The organism is Aquabacterium sp. CECT 9606, from assembly GCF_918741295.1.
Taxonomy (GTDB): domain Bacteria; phylum Pseudomonadota; class Gammaproteobacteria; order Burkholderiales; family Burkholderiaceae_C; genus Aquabacterium.
The window spans coordinates 1-25701 of the sequence record NZ_CAKKNB010000003.1 but is presented as its reverse complement, the minus strand read 5'-3'; the positions used below and the strand labels follow the sequence as shown (position 1 = coordinate 25701).

Annotated in this window: 12 protein-coding genes; 5 read left to right on the top strand and 7 right to left on the bottom strand. The window is 65.7% G+C overall.

What is annotated here, in order from left to right; all coding sequences use genetic code 11:
- Window positions 1-101: 101 nt before the first annotated feature.
- The 4 genes from LQ232_RS12825 to LQ232_RS12810 all read right to left on the bottom strand — a co-directional run bounded on the left by LQ232_RS12825 (window position 102) and on the right by LQ232_RS12810 (window position 6163).
- Window positions 102-1916 (bottom strand): CHASE2 and HATPase_c domain-containing protein, encoded by a 1815-nt coding sequence (locus tag LQ232_RS12825; protein WP_230180744.1) that lies wholly within the window; start codon window positions 1914-1916, stop codon window positions 102-104.
- A complete protein-coding gene (locus tag LQ232_RS12820; RefSeq protein ID WP_230180743.1) occupies window positions 1917-3596 on the bottom strand; it encodes a FecR domain-containing protein in 1680 nt (559 codons plus the stop codon).
- Complete coding sequence (locus tag LQ232_RS12815; RefSeq protein WP_230180742.1) at window positions 3587-4333, bottom strand: response regulator transcription factor; 747 nt, start codon at window positions 4331-4333, stop codon at window positions 3587-3589. Before LQ232_RS12815 ends, LQ232_RS12820 begins: the two co-directional genes overlap by 10 nt.
- Window positions 4334-4510: 177 nt before the next feature.
- Entirely contained in the window at window positions 4511-6163 is a 1653-nt protein-coding gene (locus LQ232_RS12810) for a cyclic peptide export ABC transporter (RefSeq protein WP_230180741.1), read from the bottom strand.
- Window positions 6164-6299: 136 nt separating this feature from the next.
- On the opposite strand from LQ232_RS12810, the gene fhuF reads away from it, so the two are divergent.
- Window positions 6300-7064 carry a siderophore-iron reductase FhuF gene (fhuF, locus tag LQ232_RS12805; protein WP_230180740.1) on the top strand — a complete coding sequence of 255 codons (765 nt, stop codon included), beginning with the start codon at window positions 6300-6302 and terminating at the stop codon, window positions 7062-7064.
- Here fhuF and LQ232_RS12800 read toward each other — a convergent pair.
- A complete protein-coding gene (locus LQ232_RS12800) occupies window positions 7039-9423 on the bottom strand; it encodes a penicillin acylase family protein (protein WP_230180739.1) in 2385 nt (794 codons plus the stop codon). The two genes, fhuF and LQ232_RS12800, sit on opposite strands and share 26 nt — an antisense overlap.
- A 155-nt stretch (window positions 9424-9578) precedes the next feature.
- Here LQ232_RS12800 and LQ232_RS12795 point away from each other — a divergent pair, with 155 nt between their 5' ends.
- The 4 genes from LQ232_RS12795 (at window position 9579) to LQ232_RS12780 (ending at window position 15107) form a co-directional block, all read left to right on the top strand.
- Window positions 9579-10625, top strand: coding sequence for a GNAT family N-acetyltransferase (locus LQ232_RS12795; protein ID WP_230180738.1), 1047 nt, complete (start codon window positions 9579-9581; stop codon window positions 10623-10625).
- 28 nt (window positions 10626-10653) lie between these two features.
- Window positions 10654-11949 carry a lysine N(6)-hydroxylase/L-ornithine N(5)-oxygenase family protein gene (locus LQ232_RS12790; RefSeq protein ID WP_230180737.1) on the top strand — a complete coding sequence of 432 codons (1296 nt, stop codon included), beginning with the start codon at window positions 10654-10656 and terminating at the stop codon, window positions 11947-11949.
- A gap of 194 nt (window positions 11950-12143) precedes the next feature.
- Window positions 12144-14141, top strand: a complete 1998-nt coding sequence (locus LQ232_RS12785; protein WP_230180736.1) for a TonB-dependent siderophore receptor — start codon at window positions 12144-12146, stop codon at window positions 14139-14141.
- A 9-nt stretch (window positions 14142-14150) separates the two neighbouring features.
- Window positions 14151-15107 (top strand): alpha/beta hydrolase, encoded by a 957-nt coding sequence (locus LQ232_RS12780; RefSeq protein ID WP_230180735.1) that lies wholly within the window; start codon window positions 14151-14153, stop codon window positions 15105-15107.
- Here the strand turns inward: LQ232_RS12780 and LQ232_RS12775 are convergent.
- Together LQ232_RS12775 and LQ232_RS12770 are read right to left on the bottom strand one after the other, a co-directional pair.
- Window positions 15092-22993, bottom strand: a complete 7902-nt coding sequence (locus LQ232_RS12775; protein WP_230180734.1) for a non-ribosomal peptide synthetase — start codon at window positions 22991-22993, stop codon at window positions 15092-15094. The two genes, LQ232_RS12780 and LQ232_RS12775, sit on opposite strands and share 16 nt — an antisense overlap.
- 4 nt (window positions 22994-22997) lie before the next feature.
- Window positions 22998-25701, bottom strand: a 2704-nt coding sequence (locus LQ232_RS12770) for a non-ribosomal peptide synthetase (RefSeq protein ID WP_230180733.1), incomplete at its 5' end; no start/stop codon positions are given.

Below are 25701 nucleotides of genomic sequence, written 5' to 3'. Positions count from 1 at the left end.
CCGGCCTCTCACCGCGTGCGGACTCTAGGGACGAGGCGCAGGCGGCGCCAGCGAGTTGACAATCGTTGACAAAGCATCCACCGCGGATGCGGGGAAAGCGGTCAGGCGCGGGGCAGGCGGATGAAAAACGCGGCGCCAAGATCGGCGCTGGTGCGTGGGCCACTGTCCAGATCGGCCCGGCCGCCATGGCGTTCGGCCACCGTCCGCACGAACACCAGGCCCAGGCCGGCGCCGGACGCCGCCTGCACCGCGGCCCGGTCGGGCTCGTTGGCAACAGCCATGGCCTGGGCAAAAGGCTGGAACAGGCGAGGCCGCAACTCGGGTGGCACGCCGGGCCCTTCGTCGCTCACGCGCATCTCCCAGTCCTGGCCCTGTGGTGACAGCGCGCAACGCACGGTGCCGCCCTCCGGCGTGAACCTCAACGCATTGCTCAACAGGTTGACCAGCGCGCGGACCAGCAAGGCGCGGTCGCCCCTCACAACCGCCTCGTCATCGGGCAGTTCGCAGGTCAGACGGACACTTTGGGCCTCGGCCAGCGGCCATTGCTGGTCCACGGCATCGGCTACCACATCGCGCAGATCCAGCGGCTCCTGGGCGCCACCATGGCGGGCACGGGCCAGCTGCACGTGGTCGTCCGCCAGCGTCAAGCTGCGCTGGGCATGGGCTTCCACGCGGGACATCAGTTCTCCATCCAAGGCCTCACCCGAAGCCCGCCAACGCCGCACCAAGGCCACGATGGCGGACTGGGGCGCGCGCATGTCATGGGCGATGAAGCGCCACACTGCTTCCTGCTCGCGCCGCAGCGCTTCTTGCAAGCGGGCCGCTTCCAGGCGCCGCCAGCTCCACAGCGGGTAGACCAGCGCCAATGCGCCGAGCAACGGCAGGGGCGACAGCTGCACCCCAGCCAGGCGCAGGGCCAGCCAAGTGAGCCCGGCCGTGGCGGCCATGGCCGCTACCACCAGACACAGCCCCTGCCATGGCGACAAGCGCCGCAATCCGAGCAACAGCAACCCGGTCATCAGCACCGCGACGGCGGCGTTCTCCCAGGACTCGGCCCGCCGCAGTGTCAGCCCTTGTCTCAGTGAATCAGCCACATTGGCCGACACCTCGACGCCTGGCATCAGCGCATCGTGGCTGGCCATGGGTGTGGGATAAGCATCACCCAGGCCCACCGCCGTTGCGCCCACCAGCGCCAGCTGGCCGCGCAACATGGCGGCCGGCACACGGCCCTCCAGCACATCCACATAGGACACGCTCCTGAAATGGCCCGGCGGCCCGGCGTAAGGGATTTGCATCCAGTGGTCTCGCAGCCAGCCCGAGCCTGCCTTGGGCGGACGCCGCTGTCCGGGCAGATCCGCAGCGGACGGCGACTGGCCGGCCACGCCCAGCAAGGCCAGCGCGAAGTGGTCCCACCAACGGCCCGGCCCTCCCTCTTTGAGGAAGACGCTGCGCGCCACGCCGTCCGCGTCCAGTTCGACGTGGATGTGCCCCAAGGCTTTCGCGGAGGCGGCCAGCACCGGTACTGGCCCGGCGGCTTGAGGCGCACCGCTGGGCCCCATGGCCATGATCACCGGCAGCACGACGGGGGGACCGGCCCGCATTGCCTCGGCGAGCAAGGCATCGTCCTGGGGGTGCTCGCGGTCCGGCTCGGACAGGATCACGTCCAAACCCACACCGCGCACGCCAGCCTGGGCCAAGCGGTCCAGCAAGGCGGCATGCACTGTGCGTCGCCAGGGCCAGCGCCCCAGCGCCGCCAAGCTGGGCTCGTCGATGGCCACGATCAGGATGTCGTCGGGCGCCGGCCGCCCGTTCAAGCTCGCCAATTGGTCGATGGCCGCGCTTTCAAGCCGACCGCGCCCGTCCGTCCAGCCCAGCAGCAGCGCGATGCCCAACAGCAGCATGGCCAGCCACCGCAATCAGGGGCTCCCGTGTTGCAGTCGCGTGCCGTGGCCGCTCATCACGGGCTGTCCGTCACCGCTGCACACCCCGGCTTCGCCGTGGAGCAGTCTGGCCGGCGAGAAGGCCGAGGCGATGCCTTCCGGCGACACCGCCCTCAACCTCAGGTAAGACGGGCGGCACCCGGAAGGCATGGGCCACTGCACCTCGGGCGAGGTCACCGTTTGCGTCTGCACGTCTTGCTTGAAAGTGGGATCAGGAGACAGTTGAACGTCGAAACGGATGCCAGGCGCGCCTTGCCAATGCACTCGGACCTGGTCTCCCACCTCGACGGTCGGCACGGGCTGCTCGGGCCTGGTCACGGCCACAAAACGCGCTTCGTCACCGAAGGGGCCCTCGTCCAGTGAACCGTCCGGGCGCTGCACCTGGCTGGCCACGCGCCAGCGGTAGAGGCCGGGCTCGGCCGCATCCACCGTCCAGGCACAATGGCTCGGCGCGGAGTGCTCTCGCACCGCATGCGACACAAGGTCGCTGCCCCAGGCACCTTCGCCACGCTGGAGTTGCCAGCGGTAACCGACGACTCCTGGCACATCCGTGCACACGAGGCTCACGGGCCCGGCGACCACGGCCTCTTCGGGGCCCGGCGTCTGGGCCAGCGGTGGCACAGGTTGGGTTTTCAAGCGCACGTGGTGGATCGCTTCGCGCCCCACCAAACCATCGGGATCGACCGCCCGGATGCTGAGCACATAGTCCCCGTCCGGCACGCCATCGATCAGCATGGCGGGCGATGCCACCTCGCGGCTCCGCACGACACGGGTCAGCGATTCGTCTTCGGCCAGTTGCACGCGGTAGGCCTTTGCGCCCGGCACGACCGGCCAGGCCAGCGGCCAAGGCAAACGCTGCTGCAAGGCAGGCAGCGCAGACACCCCGGCCGGGGGCAGCAAGGACCGCACGGCCAGCGCCGGCCTGGCTCGCCGCACCACCGCACCCTGTCCGGCGGACACTTGGGCCGCCAGAGCTTTTGCCTCCAGGGCCTGCACCGCCACCCGTCCTTCCACGACATCGGACAAGGCCAGCATGCCGGTGTCATCCACTGTCACGCCGAAGCGCGTGCCGCGCACGCCAGCCACCGCCAGCGGCGTGCGCACATCGAAGCGCGAGCCGCCTCGCTGCGGTGCCACCTGCGTGTCCACGCGCCCGCGCTGGAGACCGAGCGAGGTGCTGGAGCGGCCCGACTCCGCCACCTTTCGCAAGCGGTCCAGTCGAACCACCGTGCCTGCCTGCACGTGCACCTGCGAGCCGTCTTGCAGGCGCAGGCTGGCGTAGCTGTCGGGGCCCACGCTGATCACCTCCCCCTCGTCCAACACATCGCCGATTGCGACAGGCCGCGCAGGCAGATCACCCGAAGTCCGCCCCACTTGACCCCGAGCGTAGAGCACGGTGGCCGGACGCACCTGTCCCTTGAGCAGCGACACCGGAATGCGCAAGTGCTTGCCAGGCTGCAAGCGCCGGGGGTTGGTCACCCCGTTCAGCGTCGCCACTGCCCGCCATTGCGAGGGGTTCTCCAACAAGCGCTCTGACATCCCAATGAGCGTGTCGCCTGGCTGAACCTGGTGCATGGCCATGTCCTCGGCAGTGGCTGGCACCAGCCAGCACAGCACCAAGGTGGCCGCGAACATGTGCCGGTGCCTCACGCGCATCGCGCCGCTCCCGCGTCCGGTGCTGCCTGCTGGTCGTCGCAGCCTTGCAGCAGCGCCTTGGTCTCTTCCAGCCGGTACCCCAGACCATACACCGCCGTCAGCCGCACGCCACGCTCGCTTCGCAGGGCCAGCTTCGCGCGCAGGGACGACATGTGCGTGTCCAGCGTGCGCGAGGGCACATGGCTGGCCAGCCCCCACACGGTCTGCAACAGATAGTCACGCGACAACAGCCGTCCCGGCTGCATGAACAGGCAGTGCGCCAGCTCAAACTCACGCGGTTTGAGGTCGATCATCTGCATACCGTAGAAGGCCGCGCGCCGCGCCAGGTCCAAGCGGTAGCGGCCCAGCACCAATTGTTTCGCTTCGGAAGATGGGTAGCTGCGACGCAGCAAGGCAGTCACGCGGGCCAGCAGTTCATGCACCCGCACAGGCTTGCTCATGTAGTCGTCGGCACCGCAGGCCAGCGCCTCGACCACGTCCCGCTCCTCGTCACGCTGCGTCACGAACAGCACCGGCAGGCGGTCCTGCACGTTGGCGCGCACCCAGCGGACCACTTCAACGCCAGACATCCCCGGCATCTGCCAGTCCACGATCAACAAATCAAACACATCACGCTGGAGCTGACGCAGCAGCGATGCGCCTTCTGGAAAGGCAACGCCATCGTGCCCGGCCCGCTCGATGATCTGCAGCACCAGGTCGCGGTGGTCCTGGTCATCGTCCAGCACGGCTATGCGCATGAGCTGCCGCCACCAATGACCGACTTCATGGTCGTATTGCTCTTCAACTGCTTCATTCGCCACATGGCCGCGATGTTAACAAGCACAGGTAAGGTTTGAGGCCTGAGCCCCCCTGGATCTTCGGACAAGTCTGCTTTTCCATGCCCGGAACATGAGCATCCCGACAAACGGGACTCTTCAACTCGCCAATTTGACCTGGGGATGGCGGTTTGAATGAGCGCCTATGGGGCTTTCGACCGACATGACCTGGCCGTTTTCCATGCGCACCAACCGATCAGCCAGGTGGAAGTAGCGGTCATCGTGCGAGATCACCAGCACCGTCTTGCCCATGGCCTTCAGTTCAGGCAAGACCTCGCCATAAAACACCTCCTTGAACACCGGATCCTGGTCGGCGGCCCACTCGTCGAAAAGCAGGAAGGGACGGTCTTCAAGGCAGGCCACCACCAGCGCCAGGCGCTTGCGCTGCCCTTGTGACAGGGCCTGCGTGGTGAAGGCACCATCGCGCACCTGCACCTTGTGCTGCAGGTGCAGGCGCTCGATCAGGCGGTTGCCGCGGGCATCGGCCTCGGGGCTGGACGCATCGAGCAGGCGGTCGAAAAGATGGAAGTCGGAAAAAATAGCCGAGAAGGCCTGGCGGTAGCGGTCGCGGGTTTCATGGACCACGGGCACGCCATTGAACAGGATGTGGCCTTCCTCTGGCACGTACAGCCCCGCCAGCAGCTTGGCCAACGACGTCTTCCCGCTGCCGTTGCCACCGACCAGGAAGGTGATTTGCCCGGGCTCGAATGCCAGGTCGATGGGCCCCAGCGAAAACATGTCGTCACTGACCTCGTGATAGTAGCGGTGACGCACCCCCTTCAGAACGATGCTGCCCATCTCGAGTTCTGGCAAGGGCGCGCCATGCGCTTCGGCGCTGGGCATGTCCTTGGTGATTTCGTCGATGCGGTCGGCCGATGCACGGGCCAGGTTGGCGCGCGGCAAGTTGAGCAAAAGAGACTCCAGCGGCGTCACCATGTAGAGGAAGACCAGCGCGAACCCGGTCATGACGCGGACGCGGTCGGGCACATCGCCCACCAGCACGAACAGCACCAGGCCGATGAAGGCATAGATCAGGAAATTACCCCAACTGCCTGAGATCACGAAGATCGACATGCCCACGGTGCGCTGGTGCCGCACGGTCTCGATGGACCGGCCCAACACCTCGTCCGAGAACATCCGCCGCTTGTCACGGTTCAGGCGCAACTCCTTGGCCCCCTCGACCAGCGAGCGGAAATGGCCAAACAGGTGATCCTGCTCTTTCGAGGCGGTGTCCAGGTGCGTGATGGCCCGCAGGTGGGCCAAGTGGTAACCCATGGAACCCAGACCGATCACGACCATGGCGGCTGCGAAAACCTGCCACGACAACCACGCCATGTAGAACAGACACCCGACGACGATGACCGCGTTGACCAGGATGGTGGGCGCGCTGACGAAGAATTCAGCCACGCGCGTGCTGTGCTCGGACAAGGCCGATTGCACCTTGGCCGCGCCGATCTCCTCCAGCCGGCGGTAGTCGGCACCGATGACACGTGATGAGATGAAACGCCTCATCTCGGCATGGGCGCGTTGGCTGAGGCGCTCGAACAGCACGGACGAGACCATCTGGCTGAGCATGGCCAGCACTGCCACGCCCGCGAAGGTCCAGGCCAAAGTGCTGCGCTCGGCTGGCAAGGCGGTCAGCGTGGCGTTGATCTGGGCCACGAGCAAGACACTGCACACGCCGGTCACCACGCTGGCCAGCGCGGCGGCCAGCAGTAAGCGGCGGGATTGCTTGATCAGGTAAGTCAGCAAGGAGCACCTCGGCAGAAGCTGAAGAAATGGGGCACTCAGGGCAGACGATCCAGCCTGCCGGATGTTCAGCGGTTGAAATCCTGGCGGGCTGGATCGTCTTGAACCGCATGGATGAAAGCCCTGCGCCAAAACGCCGATGATCGCTTTGCTCGAACCCCTGTTCCAGGGTGAATGGGCCCCTCTGGGCGAGACACTGGACTGCGCTCCTCGCCCACCGGACGGTGCCGTGAAGGTGGCCGACCTGCTGACCCAGCCCGAGCTGCTCGCCGACATCCTGGCCCGCCATGCCCGACGTTGGCGCAGCACGGAGATGCGGGCCGTGGCCTCGGCCTGGAGCCTGAGCTACCTGTGGGCACTGCTGCCACCGGTCGTGGCAGCCGCCAGCGTGCTGCAACACGGCTTCCCCGTGGATCCGGCACGGATGTGGCTGAGCCTGGACGAAGACGGCGAGCCCCTGCGGTTTCACATTCTGGACGAAGGACACCCCTGGCCCGGCACGGACGCGGCCACGCGGTTTGCCCCCCTGGTCTGGACCCATCTTCTGCCATTGGTGACGGCACTGAACCGCCAAGCGCGGGTGCCCGCCAAGATCCTGTGGGGCAATGCCGCGCGCCACATCGAATCGGTCCTCGATGAGGCGCTGATCCTCACGGGCCAGGCGCCGCACATCGCCGAAGACCTCGCACACTTGCTGCACTGCCCGAGCTGGCCAGGCCATGCGCGCAATCCTTTGCAGGGCGTGCAGCGCCAGGTCATCCACATCGACAAAGGCCAGACTGAACGCATCACCCTGCACCAGCAATGCTGCCTGTACTACCTGCTGCCAGATGAAGGCTATTGCGGCGCCTGCCCCTTGGCACCGCAATACCGCAAGCTCAAGGACGCAGCACCTCCCGAGTGAAGGCCGGGTCGCGGGCGATGTCGGCTTCACGAAAAGGAAAGCGAAGCCATGCCTGACGCGCGTAGCGTGCCACCGGCCCCGCGCCTGCGCCTTGCGGGGTCAGCGCCGACTCCTGCTGACCATGGGCCAGCAGGGTGTGCGCGTGAACGCCCCGCGGCCCGAAGTGCACGACTTGCAGATAGCTGTTGGCCTGGACTTGGGGGCCCATCGAGAGCGCGCCCGGCTCCTTGCAGGCGATCACGAAATAGCCGGCCTCATGGCATCCACCATAAAGCGGCAAGGTGCCGCCCCGGGCATCCACATGGCGTTGCTCGACCACGGGCGCATCCAGGGGCCAGCCGCGGCGGGCGAAGTCGGCCACGGTGTCGGACAGGGCCCGGGCCACACGCGGGTCACCAGCATTCGGCAAGCCCGGCGTGTCCAGGGGGGCCTTGGCCGAGAAGGGTCTGCGGTAGAACTCATCGGCGGGGATGCTGTCCTCCAGCCTGGCCCAGAAGGCATCCCACAACAAGGCGCCACGGTCGTGGGCCTGGGCGGTGTCAGGCCAGCGTCGCAGGGTGCCGCAGGCGACCACCAGGTTCGGCGCGGTGGGCGCTTGGCAAACCTGCTCAAGCAGTGGTCGCTTGAAGCGTTCCGCCGAATGAGCGCGCGGGACCAGCGCTTGCCGCATCAACCGCCGACCCAGGGCCTGCGCGGACCGGGGACCGCCATCGGGCTTCAGCAGTGACAAGGCCATCTCGTGGCCCAGTTGCCCGCGCAGGCTCAGGGCCTGCCGCTCCGCGCCCATCACCAGGGGATAGCCTTCCAAGGGCTGGCGTGCATTGACGAGCCAGTGGCTGTCGTTCATGTTGGCCACGTAGTCTTCACGCAGCAAGGTCGGCATGGCGCTGGCGGGCAGGGCACCGGCTTGCGTTGCGCCCGGATCGCTCGGCCAGTCGCAGCTTGAGCGGCGGCCATCCAACACGGGCGTCAACATATCGGCCGCCCCGAAGGCTTGGCTCAATGGCGAGGCGCAGCCGGCCCGCCATGCGTCAAGCACATGGGGCACGGCGCCGATCTCGCTGTACCAGACACGCCCGTCGCCACGGCCAATGGCGGCGGTGTTCACCCAAGGCATGGCGGCATCGCGCCGCTGGATGGCGATGAAATCATCCAGTGAACGGGCCCGCCCCCAATCCATGAAGTTGCGGTAGATGCGGAAGTTGTCGGCATTGATGTCGCGGATGGCCAGTGCACGAGCGTGGCTCCAGCCGAAGGCTGGTGCGCGGTCGCCCAAATCCAGCACCGGCCCGAAACGTGTGCGGTACAAGGTGCGCGAGGCAGACAGGGTTGCGCCACGTTCGTCCTGCCAAGTCACGGTCAACACGGTTGGACGCATGGGCTCGAAGGCGCCGTCCACCTCGTAGCGCGTGGGATTTTGCGGATCAAGCTTCAGCTCGAACAGGCCAAATCGGCGGGCCCTGGACACCGTGTGGCTCCAGGCGATCTGCGCGTTGAAGCCGATCATGACCACCGGTATGCCCAGGAAGGACACACCGGCCACATTGAGTTGCCCCGGGATGGTGAGGTGCATCTGGTAGTAGCGGTCGGGGCCACCCCAATACCAGTGCGGGTTGCCCAGCAGCACCGCGCCGTTTTCGCCTGTGGCTTGGCGGCCCAAGGCGATCATGTTGCTGCCCAGGCCATCCTGATCGCCCACACCGCGGGCCAGCTTGGCCTGCAGATCGGCCATCCCAGCCTCACTGGCAGGTGGCGCAGGCAGGTCGTTGCTGACTGGGGGGCGAGCGTTCACGATCTCGGGGATGAAGCGCGCATAGCCCGCGGCCAGATGGGTTGCATAAAGTCGCCGATAAAGATCGTCGGCCGTGATGTGGCGCAGCCAGGGCGCCTGCGAGCAAACATGCCGGCGCGCGGCGGACGGTCGGGTTTGCCACTGGACTTCATCGAGGTAGCGGTTGTAGCCCTGCGCAAAGCCTTCCATCAGCGCATCGAACTCGGCCGTCTGCGCTTGTCGGTAGCGCGCCACCAGCGCGGCATCCGCAAAAGCCAGAAAGAAAAAGTCCAGATCGAGGTTCCTGGCCTGGCCAAACGTGGACGGCCTGTCGGGGCGTGCCTGCGGGCCAAAAAATTGGGATCGCCGGCCTTCGAAAGTCACGAAGGCCTCCCCCAATGTGCAAAGGGCATCCTGTGCCTGCGCATGGCCCACGCCAAAGCCAAGGTCGCGCCAGTTGCCTGCGCGCACGTGCGCGATGCCATCGGTCGTGCGGCGAACCTCCAGGGCTTGCTTGGCGGCGGCTGCGTGGCCGGATGACGCCAACAGGGCCAGGGCCGCCAAGGCCATTCCGAACTTGCGTTGCATGCAGTCTCCAGTGTTTGTCTGCTGCCCCCTTGCCACTCAGACGTTTTGGCAGCGCAGGAATTCAACTGAACATTTGCAAGCCTGGTTCGTCTTGATCACACGGAGGGCGGCGTCTGCCACCTTCCCACCTTCAAGCCAAACCGCGAGGAAACGCCATGCCCATCGAATCGACCCTGCCCCTGCGCAACTGGGGTTCGTTCGTGTCACGTCCGGACGGACTGGCGCTGAAAGTGGTGCGCGACGGGCAAGCCCTTTTGATTGGCCCACCCGGCGATGCCCGGCTGAGCCGATGGGCCCTGCGCGCGCAAGGCGAAGCGCTCTGGCTGGAAGCCGAGGACTTGCAAGCGGCGCCTCCCGGCGACACCCACTGGCTGGCGGCGCTGGAGGCCGCGTTCATGCACCACCCTGGGCATGCCCATGTGCAACTGGGTTCCACCCTGCCCTGGCCTGTGCCGCTGTTGCGGTCGGGCACCATCGTGCCTGGCGGCGAAGGCCGGGCCAGCGTGGCCCGCGAGGCGCTGTGGCAAATACCCCGCCTCTGGCACGCGCTCAGCGCCGATTCCTGCCCCCTGCAATACACGCTGACGCAAGGCCGCCGCCATCCACGCCGTGCGCCCAAGCCCAGCGGGACCGTCTATCAACGGCACATCCCCTGGCTGGACCAGACCTTGTCGCTGCGCACCATCGACATCGCGCAGGACCTGCCGCTCTTCCACCGCTGGATGAACGACCCGGAGGTCTCCCGTTTCTGGGAAGAAGAAGGCGACCTGGCCAAGCACCGCGCCTACCTGGAAGCCATCCAGGCCGACCCGCGGGTGACCGGGCTGATCGGCTGCTTCGATGGCGAGCCTTTCGGCTACTTCGAGGTGTACTGGGCCAAGGAAGACCGCATCGCGCCGTACTACGACGTGGCCGACTTCGACCGCGGCTGGCATGCCCTGGTGGGCGAGGCCCGCTTTCGTGGCAAACCATTCCTGACGGCCTGGATGCCCTCCATTTCGCACCACCTTTTTCTGGACGATTGCCGCACCCAGCGCATCGTCATCGAGCCGCGCATCGACAACCAGAAAATGATCCACAGCCTGGGGCGCTGCGGTTACGCCCACCTGAAGGCTTTCGACTTCCCGCACAAGCGGGCGATGTTGGGGATGTTGCTGCGCGAACGCTTTTTCAACGAAGCACTGTGGATTCCGCAGCCCTGATCCACGCCCACCCACCGAGGACAACACCATGCAAATCCATGACCTGATCGGCATTGGCTTCGGCCCGTCCAACATCGCGCTGGCCATCGCGCTAGAAGAAAAGCGCGAGGCGGGCGAGCCCGTCGATGCCCTGTTCATCGAGAAACAACCCAGCTTTGCGTGGCACAAGAACATGCTGCTGGATGGCGCGCACATGCAGATCTCCTTCCTCAAGGACCTGGCCACGCTGCGCAACCCCGCCAGCCGCTTCACCTTCCTGAACTACCTGCACCAAAAGCGCCGCCTGCAGGACTTCATCAACCTGAAGACCTTTTTCCCGAGCCGCCAGGAGTTCAGCGACTACCTGTCGTGGGCAGCTGCGCAGTTCGAAGGTGCCTGCGCCTACGGAGAAGATGTGTTCGAAGTGCTGCCCGAGCGGCGTGGCAACGATGTCGCCTTGCTGCGCGTGCGTTCGCGCGACAGCCACCAGGTCGTGCATGAACGCCTGACCCGCAACCTGGTGGTCAGCGTGGGCGGCATGCCCAATGTCCCCGCCTGCTTCGCCCACTTGAGGCACGACGGGCGCGTCTTCCATTCCAGCAACTATCTGCAGGAAATCGCACGCCACCCCAAGGCCCAACGCATCGCCGTGGTGGGCGCGGGCCAAAGTGCCTCGGAGATTTTCATGGACCTGCATGGGCGGCCCAACGGCCCCCAGGTCGACCTGATCATGCGGGCACGCTCGATCAAGCCTTCGGACGACAGCCCCTTCGTCAACGAGATCTTCAATGCCGATTTCATCGACTTCGTCTACAGCCGTCCGGACCAGGAACGCGCCGCCTTGCTGGACGAGTTCTGGCACACCAATTACGCGGCCCCTGACCTGGCCTTGATCGAGAAGATCTTCGATGTCTTCTACCAACAAAGGGTGACGGGCATTGAGCGCCATCGCTTCCTGCGGCGCCACGAGGTGATGAGCGCGCGCGCTTCTGAAGAAGGCATCCACATGACCTTGGTGGACATGAATGCCCAACGCGAAAGCAGCGTGACTTATGACGCCGTGGTGTTGGCGACAGGTTATGCGCGAGATCGCCACAAGACCCTGCTGGCCCCCATCGCGCCATGGCTGGACGACTTCAAGGTGGACCGCCAGTACCGCTTGCGGAGCCATGCCAACTTCCTGCCATCCGTGTTTTTGCAGGGCGCCTGCGAATCCAGCCACGGCTTGAGCGACACGCTGCTGTCGGTGACGGCCTCGAGGACAGGTGAGATCGGCGATGCGTTGTTGGCTTCAGGGTGGCCTTCGCGTGCAAGCGACACAACAAGCCTGAGCTATAGTTATTAACAAGAATCATTCTCGTTTGTATTTACATCATGTTGCATTCACGTCGTTTCAAGGCATTGTCTTCCTCCTCCCTGCCCAGGCGGAATCTTGGTTTTTTGTTGGTTCAAAGCACCCTGATCGGACTGGCTTTCGGGTCCGGAGTTCGCGCGCAGGAGGCGTCTGACAAGGTGGATGCCAGGCTGCCAGAGGTAACCGTGACAGGCAAAAGGGATGCGGAAACCGCTACGGGTCCGGTGAATGGCTATGTGGCCAAGCGCAGCGCCTCAGGCACCAAGACCGATTCGCTGATCAGCGAAACACCGCAATCGATTTCCGTGGTCACCCGGAACCAGATGAAGGCACAGGGTGTACAGACCGCCGAGCAGGCGCTGCGCTACACAGCAGGCGTGATGACAGAGGTCACGGGCTACGACCTACGCTACCAGTCAATGGTGGTTCGCGGCTTTGCACCAACGGTATACCGTGACGGTATGCGTACCTTCGCATCTGGTAGCTTTGGCGACTGGCAGGCAGATCCTCAAGGCCTGGAGCGGGTTGAAGTGCTCAAGGGTCCTGCATCGGTGCTTTACGGCCAGGGCGCACCTGGCGGCATCGTCAACCAGGTGAGCAAGCGCCCTCAGGTTGATCAAATCAACGAGATCGGCATGTCGGTGGGCAATCACGACCGCTACGAGGCGAGTTTCGATCTGGGCGGCAAGTTTGATCAAGATGGCACTTTGTTGTTCCGTATCAATGGATTGGTGCGCGACAGCAAGACGCAGACCGACTACAGCCAGGACAACCGCGTGTTCCTGGCTCCGTCCCTGTCGTGGCGTCCGTCGGCGCAAACTTCGGTGACTGTGCTGGCCGACGTGACCCGTGATCGGGCAACCCCAAAAAGTTGGTGGCCAACGCTGGCCCTGATTCAGTCAAATCCAAAAATTCCCGTCAACCGTTTTGCGGGTGAGCCCGGCTTTGATCATTACAACCGTGACATGGCTTCATTGGGCTACCTGATTGAGCACAAGTTCAATGAAACGTGGACCGTGCGCCAGAATGTCCGCTACTCGGATTTCAGGCTGAATTACCAGCATTTGTATGGTGATTCATGGACAAACTCGGACATGACGGACATCGTGCGTGGCAGCTTGCTTTCTCGCACCAAGGGGCGCGCGCTGACGGTGGACAACCAGGCAGAGGTGAGCCTGAACTGGGGCATCTTTAAACAAAAGATCCTGCTGGGCCTGGACACCCAACGTTTCACAGGCATCGAAGACCTCGGATTTGGCAACGCGCCGATTCTGAACGTTTACAACCCGGTCTATGGCCTCGCGGTGGACCCCATCGTGACCAACCCGAATACCAGCAAGCTGCGTCAAGCCGGGCTGTATGCGCAGGACCAGATGCGCCTTGGGGCCTGGGCCATGAACGTGGGCCTGCGCCATGATCGCACCGCCACGTTTTATAGCGATGGCGATGTCTATGAGAACAAGAATGCCAAGACCACTTACAACCTTGGCGTTTTGCGCACCTGGGACAATGGGATCTCCCCCTACGCCAGCTATTCGACCTCGTTCGAGCCCGGCAATGTGTTTGACCGCACCGTCTCGGGCGAGCACCTCAAACCTGAATCAGGTCAACAGATCGAACTCGGCGTGAAGTACCAGCCTCGCGGCACCGACCTGCTTCTCACCGCCTCGGTGTTTGACCTGAAGAAGCAAAACGTCACAACCGATGATCCGAACGACACTGCGGATGCGGTGATTCAAACCGGAGAAGTTCACGTCAAAGGCCTGGAGTTGGAAGGATCCACCTCGCTGGGCCGCCAGTTGGACTTGATCGCCAGCTACACATACCTGGTTCCCAAGGTCAGCCGCAGCAACAATGGGGACGTGGGCCACCAACTGGACCAGACCACTCGCAACACGGCCAAGGTCTGGTTGGACTACAAGTTCTCGGGCAGCGTGCTAGGGGGCTTGAGCATTGGTGGTGGCGTTCGCTATGTGGACAAGGTCCTGGCGGCGTATGACGGCGATGTGGCGTACTACAACCCGTCCTACACCGTGATCGATGCGGCAATCCACTACAAGACAGGCCCGATCACCCTGGCCTTGAATGCCGCTAACCTGACAGACAAGGCCTACGTGGCCAACCGCGCTCAGTTCTATGGACAAGGCCGCGTGCTGCGGGCTTCACTGGCCTATAACTGGTAGTAGGCAGCAATGGCGCTTCACCCTGACTTGGAAGCATTTCTGGAGTTGGTCAATTCGGGCGATCGTCCCGCGATGAACCAGGTGGGCGTCGCGCAAGCACGAGCTGACTACAATGCATCAACCCTGGCGCTGGACGCACCAGGCGCCGCGCCGGACAGCGTGCAGAACCTGACCTTGCCTTGCCGTGATGGCGCCTTGATCAAGGCACGCTTGTACAAGACCAAACCGGTTGGCGCGGCAGCCCTGCCCGTTCTGCTGTACTTCCACGGCGGCGGCTACACCGTCGGTGGGCTTGAATCCCACGACTCGCTGTGTGCGGCGATCGCCGTGAACACGCCCTGCGCGGTGCTGGCCGTGGACTACCGGCTGGCACCGGAGCACCGCTTTCCGGTGGCCTTCCACGATGCCGAGGATGCCTTGCGGTGGTTGCAATCCCAAGGCCCATCGCATGGCCTGGACACGCGGCGCATCGCGGTGGGTGGTGACAGTGCGGGTGGCACCTTGGCCACCGCCTTGACCATCGCCACGCGCGAAACCGGGGCCGAGCAGCCTTGCCTTCAGGTGCTGCTGTACCCTTGCACCCTCGGCCACCAGGACAGCGCTTCACACCAGCGCTTCGCCACTGGCCACCTGCTGGAAGCGACGACCCTGCGCTGGATGTACGCCAACTATTTGCGCAGCAACGAGGACCGCACTGACTGGCGTTTCGCCCCCCTTCAGGCCACCGACCTTCGTGGGGTGGCACCGGCATTCATCGCCTTGGCCGACCATGATCCGCTGCTGGACGAAGGCTTGGCATACGCGGATCGGCTGCGGCACGAAGACGTGACCGTGCAGCTCAAGGTCTATGAAGGCATGGTCCATGACTTCGCCCGACTGGGCAACATCGTGGACGAAGCCGATCAGGTGCGAGCGGACATTGCTCAGGCGCTGGCCAGCGCTTTTCATCATCACACAGCAGCTTGAACGCAAGGCCGTGACTGGCTGACGATGATCGCCCCCAGTTCATCCAGGCATTGATCAAGCAGGCGTTCGACTGTTCCAACCTCATACAGCGCCTGGCTGAAGCGGCAGCGCCAAGACAGCCGGCTCTCTTCATCAATGCTGACGATGAATTGCAAACGATGGCTCAAAGGGGCCTGATCGCTCCAGGGCTGTCCGCTGAACTCTGACGCCAATTCCCCCAGGTCGGCCTGTCCGCCAGCGCGGCCCAGGTAGCTGAAGGCCACGCTGGCAGTTGTGCTCGCCAGTCGCTCCCGCACCTGCTGGCTGCCCAGGTGGCGCAGCACACCATGGCCGATGCCTTGGTTGGGCACCTGCCGCAAAAGGGTGTGAACCGCACTGACCGTGTCGCGGGCGTCGGCTTGCCCCACAGCAAGCTTGACCGGGTAGATGCTGGTGAACCAGCCCACGGTGCGGCTCAGGTCCAGTTGGGCGACATCGCTTTCGCGGCCATGGCCCTCAACGTCAATCACCAGCTTGGGCAGGTGGGTCCAGCGGTGGATGGCGCGGCCAAGGGCCGACAGCAGGAGCGTGTCGATACCCGTGCCGTGGACGGCAGTGGCCTGTTGACGCAATCGGTCTGTGAATCGCGCATCGAGCAGGCGTGTGGCCACGTGCGCATCGCGGTTCAGATTGGCTGGCGCGGGATGGTCACAGGGCACCTCGGTGGCCTCGTCTGTTTGCGCCTCCCAGAAGGGCATCTCTTGCATCAAGGCAGGGGATTGCGCCATGGCCAGCAACTGCGCCGACCACGCCTGGAAGCTGGCCGTGGCGACCGGCAAGGCCACTGGGCGGCCATCACCCAGCGACCGGTAGGCTTGTTGCAGGTCTTCCAGCAGGATGCGGCCTGAGATGGCATCGCTGACCAGGTGGTGTGCCGCCATGAACAGGCGCGCGCTGCCGTCAGGCAAGGTGATGTGCAGCACGCGCCAGAGCGGGCCTTGTGCCAGGTCCAGGCTGCCATGTGCGGCCTGGCACAGGGCCTCGATGTCAGCAGGACCGGAGGCCTGGCGTGACCACAGTGGAGCCGCGAAGCCATGCGGGTCGGCCAGGCTGGCTGTCCAGTTGCCATCGTCCCCTCGCTGGAAGCGCAAGTTCAAAGCATCGTGGTGGCGCGACAGCATGCCCAGCGCCTGAGCCAGCGCGTGGAGGTCCATTGGGCGGTCGAGCTTCAGCAGCACCCCCTGGTTGAAATGGTGCGGCTGAGGATGCTGCTGCGCGAAAAATCGGGCCTGGCCAGGCGTCAAGACCAACTGCCCATCGGGCAAGGCGGACACGGCCTGCGTCGGCAGGTGGATGTTCGGCTGGAGCTTTTCGACCAGGGCCGCGATGGTCTGGTGGCGCATCAGATCACGCAGGCGCAGCTCGAAGCCCAATGCAGCGTTGCGAACCTTGGAAACCACTTGCAGGCTGAGGATGGAATCGCCCCCCAGCTCAAAGAAGTTGTCAGTGATGCCTACACGCTCGGTGCGCAGCACCTGGGCCCAGATGTCGGCCAGCCGTTGCTCGGTGGCATTGCGCGGCGCCACATGCCTGTTGACAAACTGGTCGGTCTGACCAGGCGCGGGCAATGCCGCTCGGTCGAGCTTGCCGCTGGGCAGCACCGGCATCTGGGCGATGACGAGCACGTGCGACGGCACCATGTAGGCCGGCAAGGATTCTCCCAATTCCTGTTTGATGCGCCCGGGCATCAAAGCGGTATCGGTGCCAAGGGCTGCCACCACGTAGGCCACCAGGCTTCGGCCAGTGTCGGCCTCGTGCACCGTGACCGTGGCCTCCTGCACGCCCTGACAGGCCCGCACACGGGCGATGACCTCGCCCAGTTCGATGCGAAAGCCCCGGATCTTGACCTGCTGGTCGGCGCGACCAACGTACTCGACGTTGCCGTCGCCCAGCCAGCGCACCAGGTCGCCGGTGCGGTACAGGCGCCCGCCCCCTTCGCCGAAAGGATCGGCCACGAAGCGCTCGGCGCTCAAACCAGGACGGTGCAAGTAGCCGCGGGCCAGGCCTTGGCCGCCGATGTACAGCTCGCCCACGGTGCCGATGGGCACCAGGCGCAGTTCATCGTCGAGCACGTAGGCGTCGCGGCTGCCGACCGGCCTGCCGATGGGCGCGTAGGCGCAGTCGATGGCCTGGCTGGCGGGGGCCTTCCAGATCAGCGGGGTCACCACGGTTTCGGTGGGACCGTAGCCGTTCAGCATGAAGCGCGGCCGCAAGGTCTGGCGCACCAGGTCGTAGGAAGCCTTGGGCATGGCTTCGCCACCAAAGACCAGCACCTCGATGGGCAGCACGTCATCACGCCCCACGGCCCACTCTGCCAGTTGGCCCAGGTAGGCCGGCGGGAAGGCGACGTGGCTGACACCATGGCGCTGCAGCACGCGGTAGGTTTGCTCCGCGGTCCACAGCTCGGGGTCGCGCAGGACCAGCGAGGATCCCATGGTCAAGGCCGTGAGCCAGCGTTCGTGGGCACCGTCGAAGGAGAAGGACATGAACAGCAATTCGCAGGACTGCGGGCCCATGCCATAGATCTCGCCCGTGGCACGGCAGTGCATGGCCAGCGGGCCGTGTTCGACGGCCACACCCTTGGGCAGTCCGGTGGAGCCTGAGGTGTAGATCACGTAGGCGAGACTGCGCAAGCCCACGGGCACATCGGGATTGGTCTCGGGATGGCCAGCGAGGCTCAGGGTGTCCAGGGTCAGGACCCGCACGTGGGCGGGCAGCTTCAGCTTGGGCAGCACGCTGGTCTGCGTGATCAGCAGCGACAGTCCGCTGTCCTGGACCATGAAGGCCAGACGATCGACCGGGTAGTCGGGGTCCATGGGCACATAGGCCGCGCCGGCCTTGAGCACGGCCAGCAGGGCCACGATCATGTCGAAGGAACGGTCGAGCGCGACGCCGACGCGGTGCTCCCAGGTCACGCCTTGCTGGCGCAATTGGTGAGCCAGGTGGTTGGCGCGTGCGTTCAGCTCGGCGTAACTCATGGTCGCCTCGCCCATGCGCAAGGCGATGTCCTCGGGCCGGGTGGCGGCATGGTGTTCGATGTGCTGGTGGACCAGGCGCTGGGCAGGCGACGGCACAGCAGGTCTGGCCTGGGCATCGCAGCCCAGGGCCAGCAAGGCCTGCTGTTCCTCGCGCGGCAGCCAGGCCAGTTCGCCCAGGCGGCGTTGCTCGCCATCGTGCGCAAACTGTGCCAGCAGGCTTTCCATCTGGGCACGCAAGTCCGTGGCCATGCTGTCGGGCAACTCGCGCTTGCTGTAGCAGTACTCGATCTCCAGGGTGTCCTGCACCATGACCTGCAGGTCCATGGCGTAGCCGGTCAGCGACTGGGTGGCCACCTCGCCGAAGCGCAAGCCCAGGCGTTCGGTGTCGAGCAGCGCTTCGGCGATGGGGTGGTTCTCGAACACGAGGATGCTGTCGAACAGCGGCCGGCCGGACGAGCCTTGCCAGCGCTGGATGTCGGCCAGGGCCGTGTGTTCGTACTCGCGCAACTGCAGGTTGAGGGTCTGCAGTTCACGCAGATGCTCGCCCAGGGGCTGCGACGCGCGGTGCCGCACGGGCACCGGGATGGTGTTGATGAACAGGCCCAGCATGTCCTGCGAGCCATTCAGGCTGGGCGGGCGGCCCGCCACCGTGGCGCCGAACACCACCGTGCTTTTGCCGGTGAAACGCTGCAGGCTCAAGGCCCAGGCGGCCTGAACCACGGTGTTGATGGTCACGCGTGCTTGTCTAGCGAAGGCTTTCAGGGCCTGGGTCTGGGCGGCCGACAGCCGCGAGTAGATCTTGCCGTAGCCCGTGGCGCCCTGCGGGGCGCGGGCGGCCTCGGCCAGCAGCGTGGCGCCTTCGGCGTCGCGCAAGGTGTGGCGCCAGAAGGCTTCGGTGGCGGACGCGTCCTGCGCCTGGAGCCAGCGAACATAGTCACCATAGCCTGGGCCGGCGTCGGGCAAGGCTTCGCCGGCATAGCTTTGCAGCCACTCACCCATCAGGCGGGCCTCGCCCCAGCCGTCCAGCAGCATGTGGTGCTCAGTCCAGATCAGCTGGTGGCGGTTTTCGTCCAGGCGGACCAGGGTGACCCGCGACAGTGGCGGGGCCAGCAGGTCGAAGCCGCGCTTGAGTTCTTCGTCGGCCAGGGCAGCCAAGCGTGCGGGCACGTCGGCCTGGCCACGCCAGTCCAGTTGGGTGAGGGACGTGATGGCGGCATCGGCCCTGCGGCGCACGATCTGGACGGCCCGCTCCATGCCGGGCTGCCAGATGAAAGCCGTGCGCAGGATGGGATGGCGCTGCACCATCGCGCGCCAAGCGGATTCCAGGCGCCGAGGGTCCAGGCCTTGCACGTCCAGGCTGCGCTGGTTGACGTACAGGCCCGAACCGGCCGACTCGATGGTGTGGAAAAGCATGCCCTCTTGCGTGGGCGACAGCGGATAGGCGTCTTCGATGTCGGCCTCGCTCAAGGCGAGTCGCTGGATGAGTTCGGCAGACAGGTGGTCGCTCAGGCGGCCGATGGCGCGGGGCGTGGCCTGATGTGCCACTGACGCGTGCGCTTGATCCTCTTCGCGCTGCACCACCTGGGCCAGGTCGATGATGCGCTGGCGTTCGAACATCTGCCGGGGCGTGAGCTGCCAGCCGGCGCGGCGCGCTTTGGCCACGATTTGCAGGCTGAGGATGGAGTCGCCGCCAAGCTCGAAGAAGTTGTCTTGCCGGCCGACGCGGGCGATGCCCAGGACCTCGGCCCAGATGGCAGCCAGGGTCTGCTCGACCTCGCCTTGCGGGGCCTCGTAGTGGTCCTCGTACCCTGCCCTGTCCGGCTCGGGCAGCGCCTTGCGGTCGACCTTGCCGTTGGGGTTCAGGGGCAAGCGCTCCAGCACCACGATCACACCAGGGACCATGTACTCGGGCAAGGCTCGGGCCAGGCTTTGGCGCAGCGTGGCGTTGTCCAGGCTGTGGCCTTCCTGAGGCGAGACATAGGCCAGCAGGCGGGCACCGCTGGCTGCGGTTTGGGCAACCACGACGGCCTCGCGCACCTGCGGCTCGGCCAGCAACTGCGCTTCGATCTCGCCCAGCTCGATCCGGAAGCCCCGGATCTTGACCTGGTGGTCGATGCGGCCCAGGTACTCGAGCTGGCCCTGCGCGCTCCAGCGCACCAGGTCGCCGGTGCGGTACAGGCGCCCGCCCTCCTCGCCCGTCTCGGTGAATGGGTTGGCCACGAAGCGCTCGGCACTCAAGCCCGGTCGGTTGAGGTAGCCGCGCGCCAGCAGTTCGCCGCCGATGCACAGCTCGCCGGCCACGCCCACGGGCACGGACTGCAGGTTGGCGTCCAGCACATGCAGCTGCCGCCCGGCCAGCGGGCTGCCAATCGGCATCTGCGCTGGCGCTGGCAAGCTGCCCCGTACATAGGGGCCGCAGTCCAGCACGGTGGCGGTGACCGTGGCCTCGGTGGGGCCATAGGTGTTGAGCAGCTTGATGTGGCCCAGGCCGGCGTCGCGCCAGGCTTTGAGGCCTTCGGGCGGCATGGCTTCGCCGCCCGCGTGCACCTGGCGCAGGGCACCGTAATCTCGCGGGGCTTGGCGGGCGAAGTCCTGGGCCAGCAGGAACCAGTAGGCGGTGGTCAGGTCGGCCACGCTGATGCGCTTGTCGATCAGCGCTTGGTAGAAGGTCTCGCTGTCCCACAGTTGAGGGCCGCGCAACACGATGGCGGCCCCGGCGCACAAGGTGGGGTAGACCTGTTCGATGAAGCCGTCGAAGTTCAAGGTGGCGAACTGCAGCATGCGGTCTTCGGGCGTGAGGCCGAAGAAGCCGATGGACACCTGGGCGTGCTCGGCCAGGGCCTGGTGCGAGATGCCCACGCCCTTGGGTTGGCCGGTCGAGCCGGAGGTGTAGATGATGTAGGCCAGTTGGTGGCCGTGCACGGGCACGATCGGGTCGTGGTCGTGGTGGGGACTGACATCGGCCAGTGCATCGATCGCCAGCACGGGCACCTCGCTGGGCGGCAGGCTGGCCAGCAAAGCGGTCTGGGTGAGCACCAGTTGCAAGCCGCTGTCGTCCACCATGTAGGCCAGACGATCGGGCGGGTACTCCGGGTCCAACGGCACATAGGTCGCACCGGCTTTGAGGATGGCCAGCAGGCCCACGATCATCTCCACCGAACGCGCCACGGCGATGCCCACGCGCGATTCGGGCCGCACGCCTTGGGCGATCAGGCGGTGGGCCAGTCGGTTGGCTCGACGGTTGAGTTCGAAGTGGCTGAGCACCTGGTCCTCGAAGACCAGAGCCGTGGCTTGCGGCCTCAAGCTCGCTTGGCGGGCGATCGTCAGGTGCACCGGGTCCAGCCCCGCATGGCGCTCGGGGTTGGTGCCCCACGCTTGCAGTTGCGACTGTTCTTGCTGGTTGAGCAGCGGCACATTGCCCAAGGTCTCGTCGGGGTTCCGAGCCAGGGCCTGAAGCATGGCCTGGTAGTGACCCGCCAGACGCTTGATGGTGTCCGGCTCGAACAGGTCGGCGGCGTAGGTCAGGCGCACACCCACCACACCGTCGGGACGCTCGATGGTGTCCAGCATCAGCTCGAAGCGCGAGTCGGTTTCGGAAGCGCCCAGATCGAAGCCTTCAGCCGTGAGGCCAGGCAGTTGCTGGCGGGGCTGGTAGTCCTCTTGCTGGTGGTTGATCAGCACCTGGAACAAGGGGTTGGCGCTGAGCCCCCGCTCGGGCTTGAGCACGTCCAGCAAGGTGTCGAAGGGCAGGTCCTGATGCGCCTGCGCTTCGAAGACCGTGTCCTGGGTCTGCTGGAGCACGGCCTTCAAAGGCAGGTGCGCTTGCAGACGGGTGCTGAGCACCTGGGTGTTCACGAAAAAGCCGACGACGCCCGCGGTTTCCGGGCGCTGGCGATTGGCGACCAAGGTGCCCACGCGGATGTCGGGTTGCCCGGTGTAGCGGTGCAGCAGCGCCTGCAAGCCGGCCAGCAAGGCCATGAACAGCGTGCCACCCTGGGCCTGCACGGTTTGCTTGAGTTCACGCACCAGCGGCGCGGGCAACTCGAAGCCATGCTTGGCAGCCCGGTGGCTGGCCACCGCCTGGCGAGGGTGATCGGTCTGCAATTGCAGCACGGGATGTTCGCTGCCCAGCTTGGTTTGCCAGTAAGCCAGCTGGCGGGCCTGCTCGCCGGCTTCCAGCCAACTGCGTTGCCAGACGGCGTAATCCGCATACTGGATCGGCAGGGGCGCCAGCGTCGGCACCTGGCCCTGAACGCGGGCCCGGTACTGGGCGCTGAACTCGTCCACGATGACCTGCATCGACCAGCCGTCCGAGATGATGTGGTGCATGACCACCACCAGCAGGTGTTCTTCATCGGCCAGGCGGATCAGGCTCACGCGCAGCAGTGGGCCTTGCGCCAGGTCGAAGGGCGTCTGGTTAACTAAGATGGCGGCGGCCAGGGCCTGCGCATCCCGCGCGGGCCCGGGCGCGACCGCGCGCAGGTCGGTCAAGGGAATGCTCAGTTGGCTTTCGGGTGCGATGCATTGCTCGGCCAAACCATCTTCATGCGCACGGAAGGTGGTCCGCAAGGACTCGTGGCGCGCCACCAGAGCCTGGAAGCTGGCCTGAAGCGCGGCCACGTCCAGGCAGCCTTGCAGCCGCAGGGCTCCGGGAATGTGGTACGCCGTGCCTTGCGGATCGAGCTGCCAAAGGAACCATTGGCGTTGCTGGGCGGGCGACAGCGGCAAGCCCTGCCGGTCGCCCGCAGAGACGATCGGCAGCAGCCCGAAATCGACGCCCTGGCGGCGCAGCGCCTCCAGGAAATCCTTCTGCTTGGCCTTGGGCAACGCTGCATAGCGCTCGGCAATCAGTCTTTTCTTCTGGTCCATTTTTTCATGACTCCAATGATTCAAGCAGGGCCGCCATCTCGTCGATGTCCGCGGTCTCGGTGGCCTGGGCCTGGACGCGCTGGCTGTGCAGGGCCGCGCTGATGCCCTGCAGCGAAGGCTGCTCAAAATAGGTTTTAAGGGGCAACCGGGTCGACAGCGCCTCCTGGGCCTTGGCCTGAACCTGCAGCACCGCCAGCGAGTGCCCACCAAGCTCAAAGAAGTTGTCTTGCCGGCCGACGCGGACGATGCCCAGGACCTCGGCCCAGATGGCGGCCAGCGCCTGTTCGACCTCGCCTTGCGGGGCCTCGTAGTGGTCCTCGTGCCCTGCCCTGTCTGGCTCGGGCAGCGCCTTGCGGTCGACCTTGCCGTTGGGGTTCAGGGGCAAGCGTTCCAGCACCACGATCACACCGGGGACCATGTACTCGGGCAAGGCTTGGGCCAGGCTTTGGCGCAGCGTGGCGTTGTCCAGGCTGTGGCCTTCCTGCGGCGAGACATAGGCCAGCAGGCGGGCACCGCTGGCTGCGGTTTGGGCAACCACGACGGCCTCGCGCACCTGCGGCTCGGCCAGCAACTGCGCTTCGATCTCGCCCAGCTCGATCCGGAAGCCCCGGATCTTGACCTGGTGGTCGATGCGGCCCAGGTACTCGAGCTGGCCCTGCGCGCTCCAGCGCACCAGGTCGCCGGTGCGGTACAGGCGCCCGCCCTCCTCGCCCGTCTCGGTGAAGGGATTGGCCACGAAGCGCTCGGCACTCAAGCCAGGTCGGTTGAGGTAGCCGCGCGCCAGCAGTTCGCCGCCGATGCACAGCTCGCCGGCCACGCCCACGGGCACGGACTGCAGGTTGGCGTCCAGCACATGCAGCTGCCGCCCGGCCAGCGGGCTGCCAATCGGCATCTGCGCTGGCGCTGGCAAGCTGCCCCGTACATAGGGGCCGCAGTCCAGCACGGTGGCGGTGACCGTGGCCTCGGTGGGGCCATAGGTGTTGAGCAGCTTGATGTGGCCCAGGCCGGCGTCGCGCCAGGCTTTGAGGCCTTCGGGCGGCATGGCTTCGCCGCCCGCGTGCACCTGGCGCAGGGCACCGTAGTCGCGCGGGGCTTGGCGGGCGAAGTCCTGGGCCAGCAGGAACCAGTAGGCGGTGGTCAGGTCAGCCACGCTGATGCGCTTGTCGATCAGCGCTTGGTAGAAGGTCTCGCTGTCCCACAGTTGAGGGCCGCGCAACACGATGGCGGCCCCGGCGCACAAGGTGGGGTAGACCTGTTCGATGAAGCCGTCGAAGTTCAAGGTGGCGAACTGCAGCATGCGGTCTTCGGGCGTGAGGCCGAAGAAGCCGATGGACACCTGGGCGTGCTCGGCCAGGGCCTGGTGCGAGATGCCCACGCCCTTGGGTTGGCCGGTCGAGCCGGAGGTGTAGATGATGTAGGCCAGTTGGTGGCCGTGCACGGGCACGATCGGGTCGTGGTCGTGGTGGGGACTGACATCGGCCGGTGCATCGATCGCCAGCACGGGCACCTCGCTGGGCGGCAGGCTGGCCAGCAAAGAGGTCTGGGTGAGCACCAGTTGCAAGCCGCTGTCGTCCACCATGTAGGCCAGGCGATCGGATGGGTACTCCGGGTCCAGAGGCACGTAGGTGGCGCCGGCCTTGAGGATGGCCAGCAGGCCCACGATCATCTCCACCGAACGCGCCACGGCGATGCCCACGCGCGATTCGGGCCGCACGCCTTGGGCGATCAGGCGGTGGGCCAGTCGGTTGGCTCGACGGTTGAGTTCGAAATGGCTCAGCACCTGGTCTTCGAAGACCAGGGCCGTGGCTTGCGGCCTCAAGCTCGCTTGGCGGGCGATCGTCAGGTGCACCGGGTCCAGCCCCGCATGGCGCTCGGGGTTAAGGCCCCAGGATTGCAGTTGCGATCGCTCATGGTCATCAAGCACAGCCAGCGAGGCGACGGCGGCATGGCTGTCCCCCACCAAAGCTTGCAGCAGGTTCACCAAGTGCGATGCGATGCGGGTGGCCACCTCGTCGTCGATGAGCGCACGGTCGTGGCTCAGTTGCAGATCAAGGGCGTCGTCCTGCACCACCGACAAGGTCACCGGGTAGCTGGTCTCATCGCGCTTGTCCACCACGGTGGCGTGCAAGCCACCAGGCAAAGCCTCGCGCAGAACCTGATCGACGGGGTAGTTCTCGAATACCAGGATGGAGTCGAACAAGCCCTGCCCGCCCAGGCCGGCCCAGCGCTGGATCTCGTACAGCGGGGTGTGCTCGTGCTCGCGGGCGGCCAGGTTCTGCGCCTGAAGCGCGCGCAGCCACTCGCCCACGGGCTGACTTGCCTTGGGCGCACAGATCACCGGCAAGGTGTTGATGAACAAGCCCAGCATCTGCTCGGCCCCGGCCAGCTCGCTGGGACGCCCGGCCACCGTGGCTCCGAAGGCCACGGCCTCCTGCCCGCTGTAGCGTTGCAGCAGCAGCGCCCAGGCGCCTTGCACCAGGGTGTTGAGCGTGATGCGCTCGCGCTTGGCAAAGGCCACCAGGCCTTGCGTGGCCTGGGCATCGAAGCCCCGGCTTTGCACGCCATGGCCCTGTCCTGCCTCGCTCTTGGGCAAGGCGTCGACCAGGCGCGTGGGCGCGGCCAGTTGCCCCAGCTGTTCGCGCCAGTAGGCCTGGCTGGCCGAGGCATCCTGAGCTTGCAACCAACCGATGTAGTCGCGGTAGCGTCCG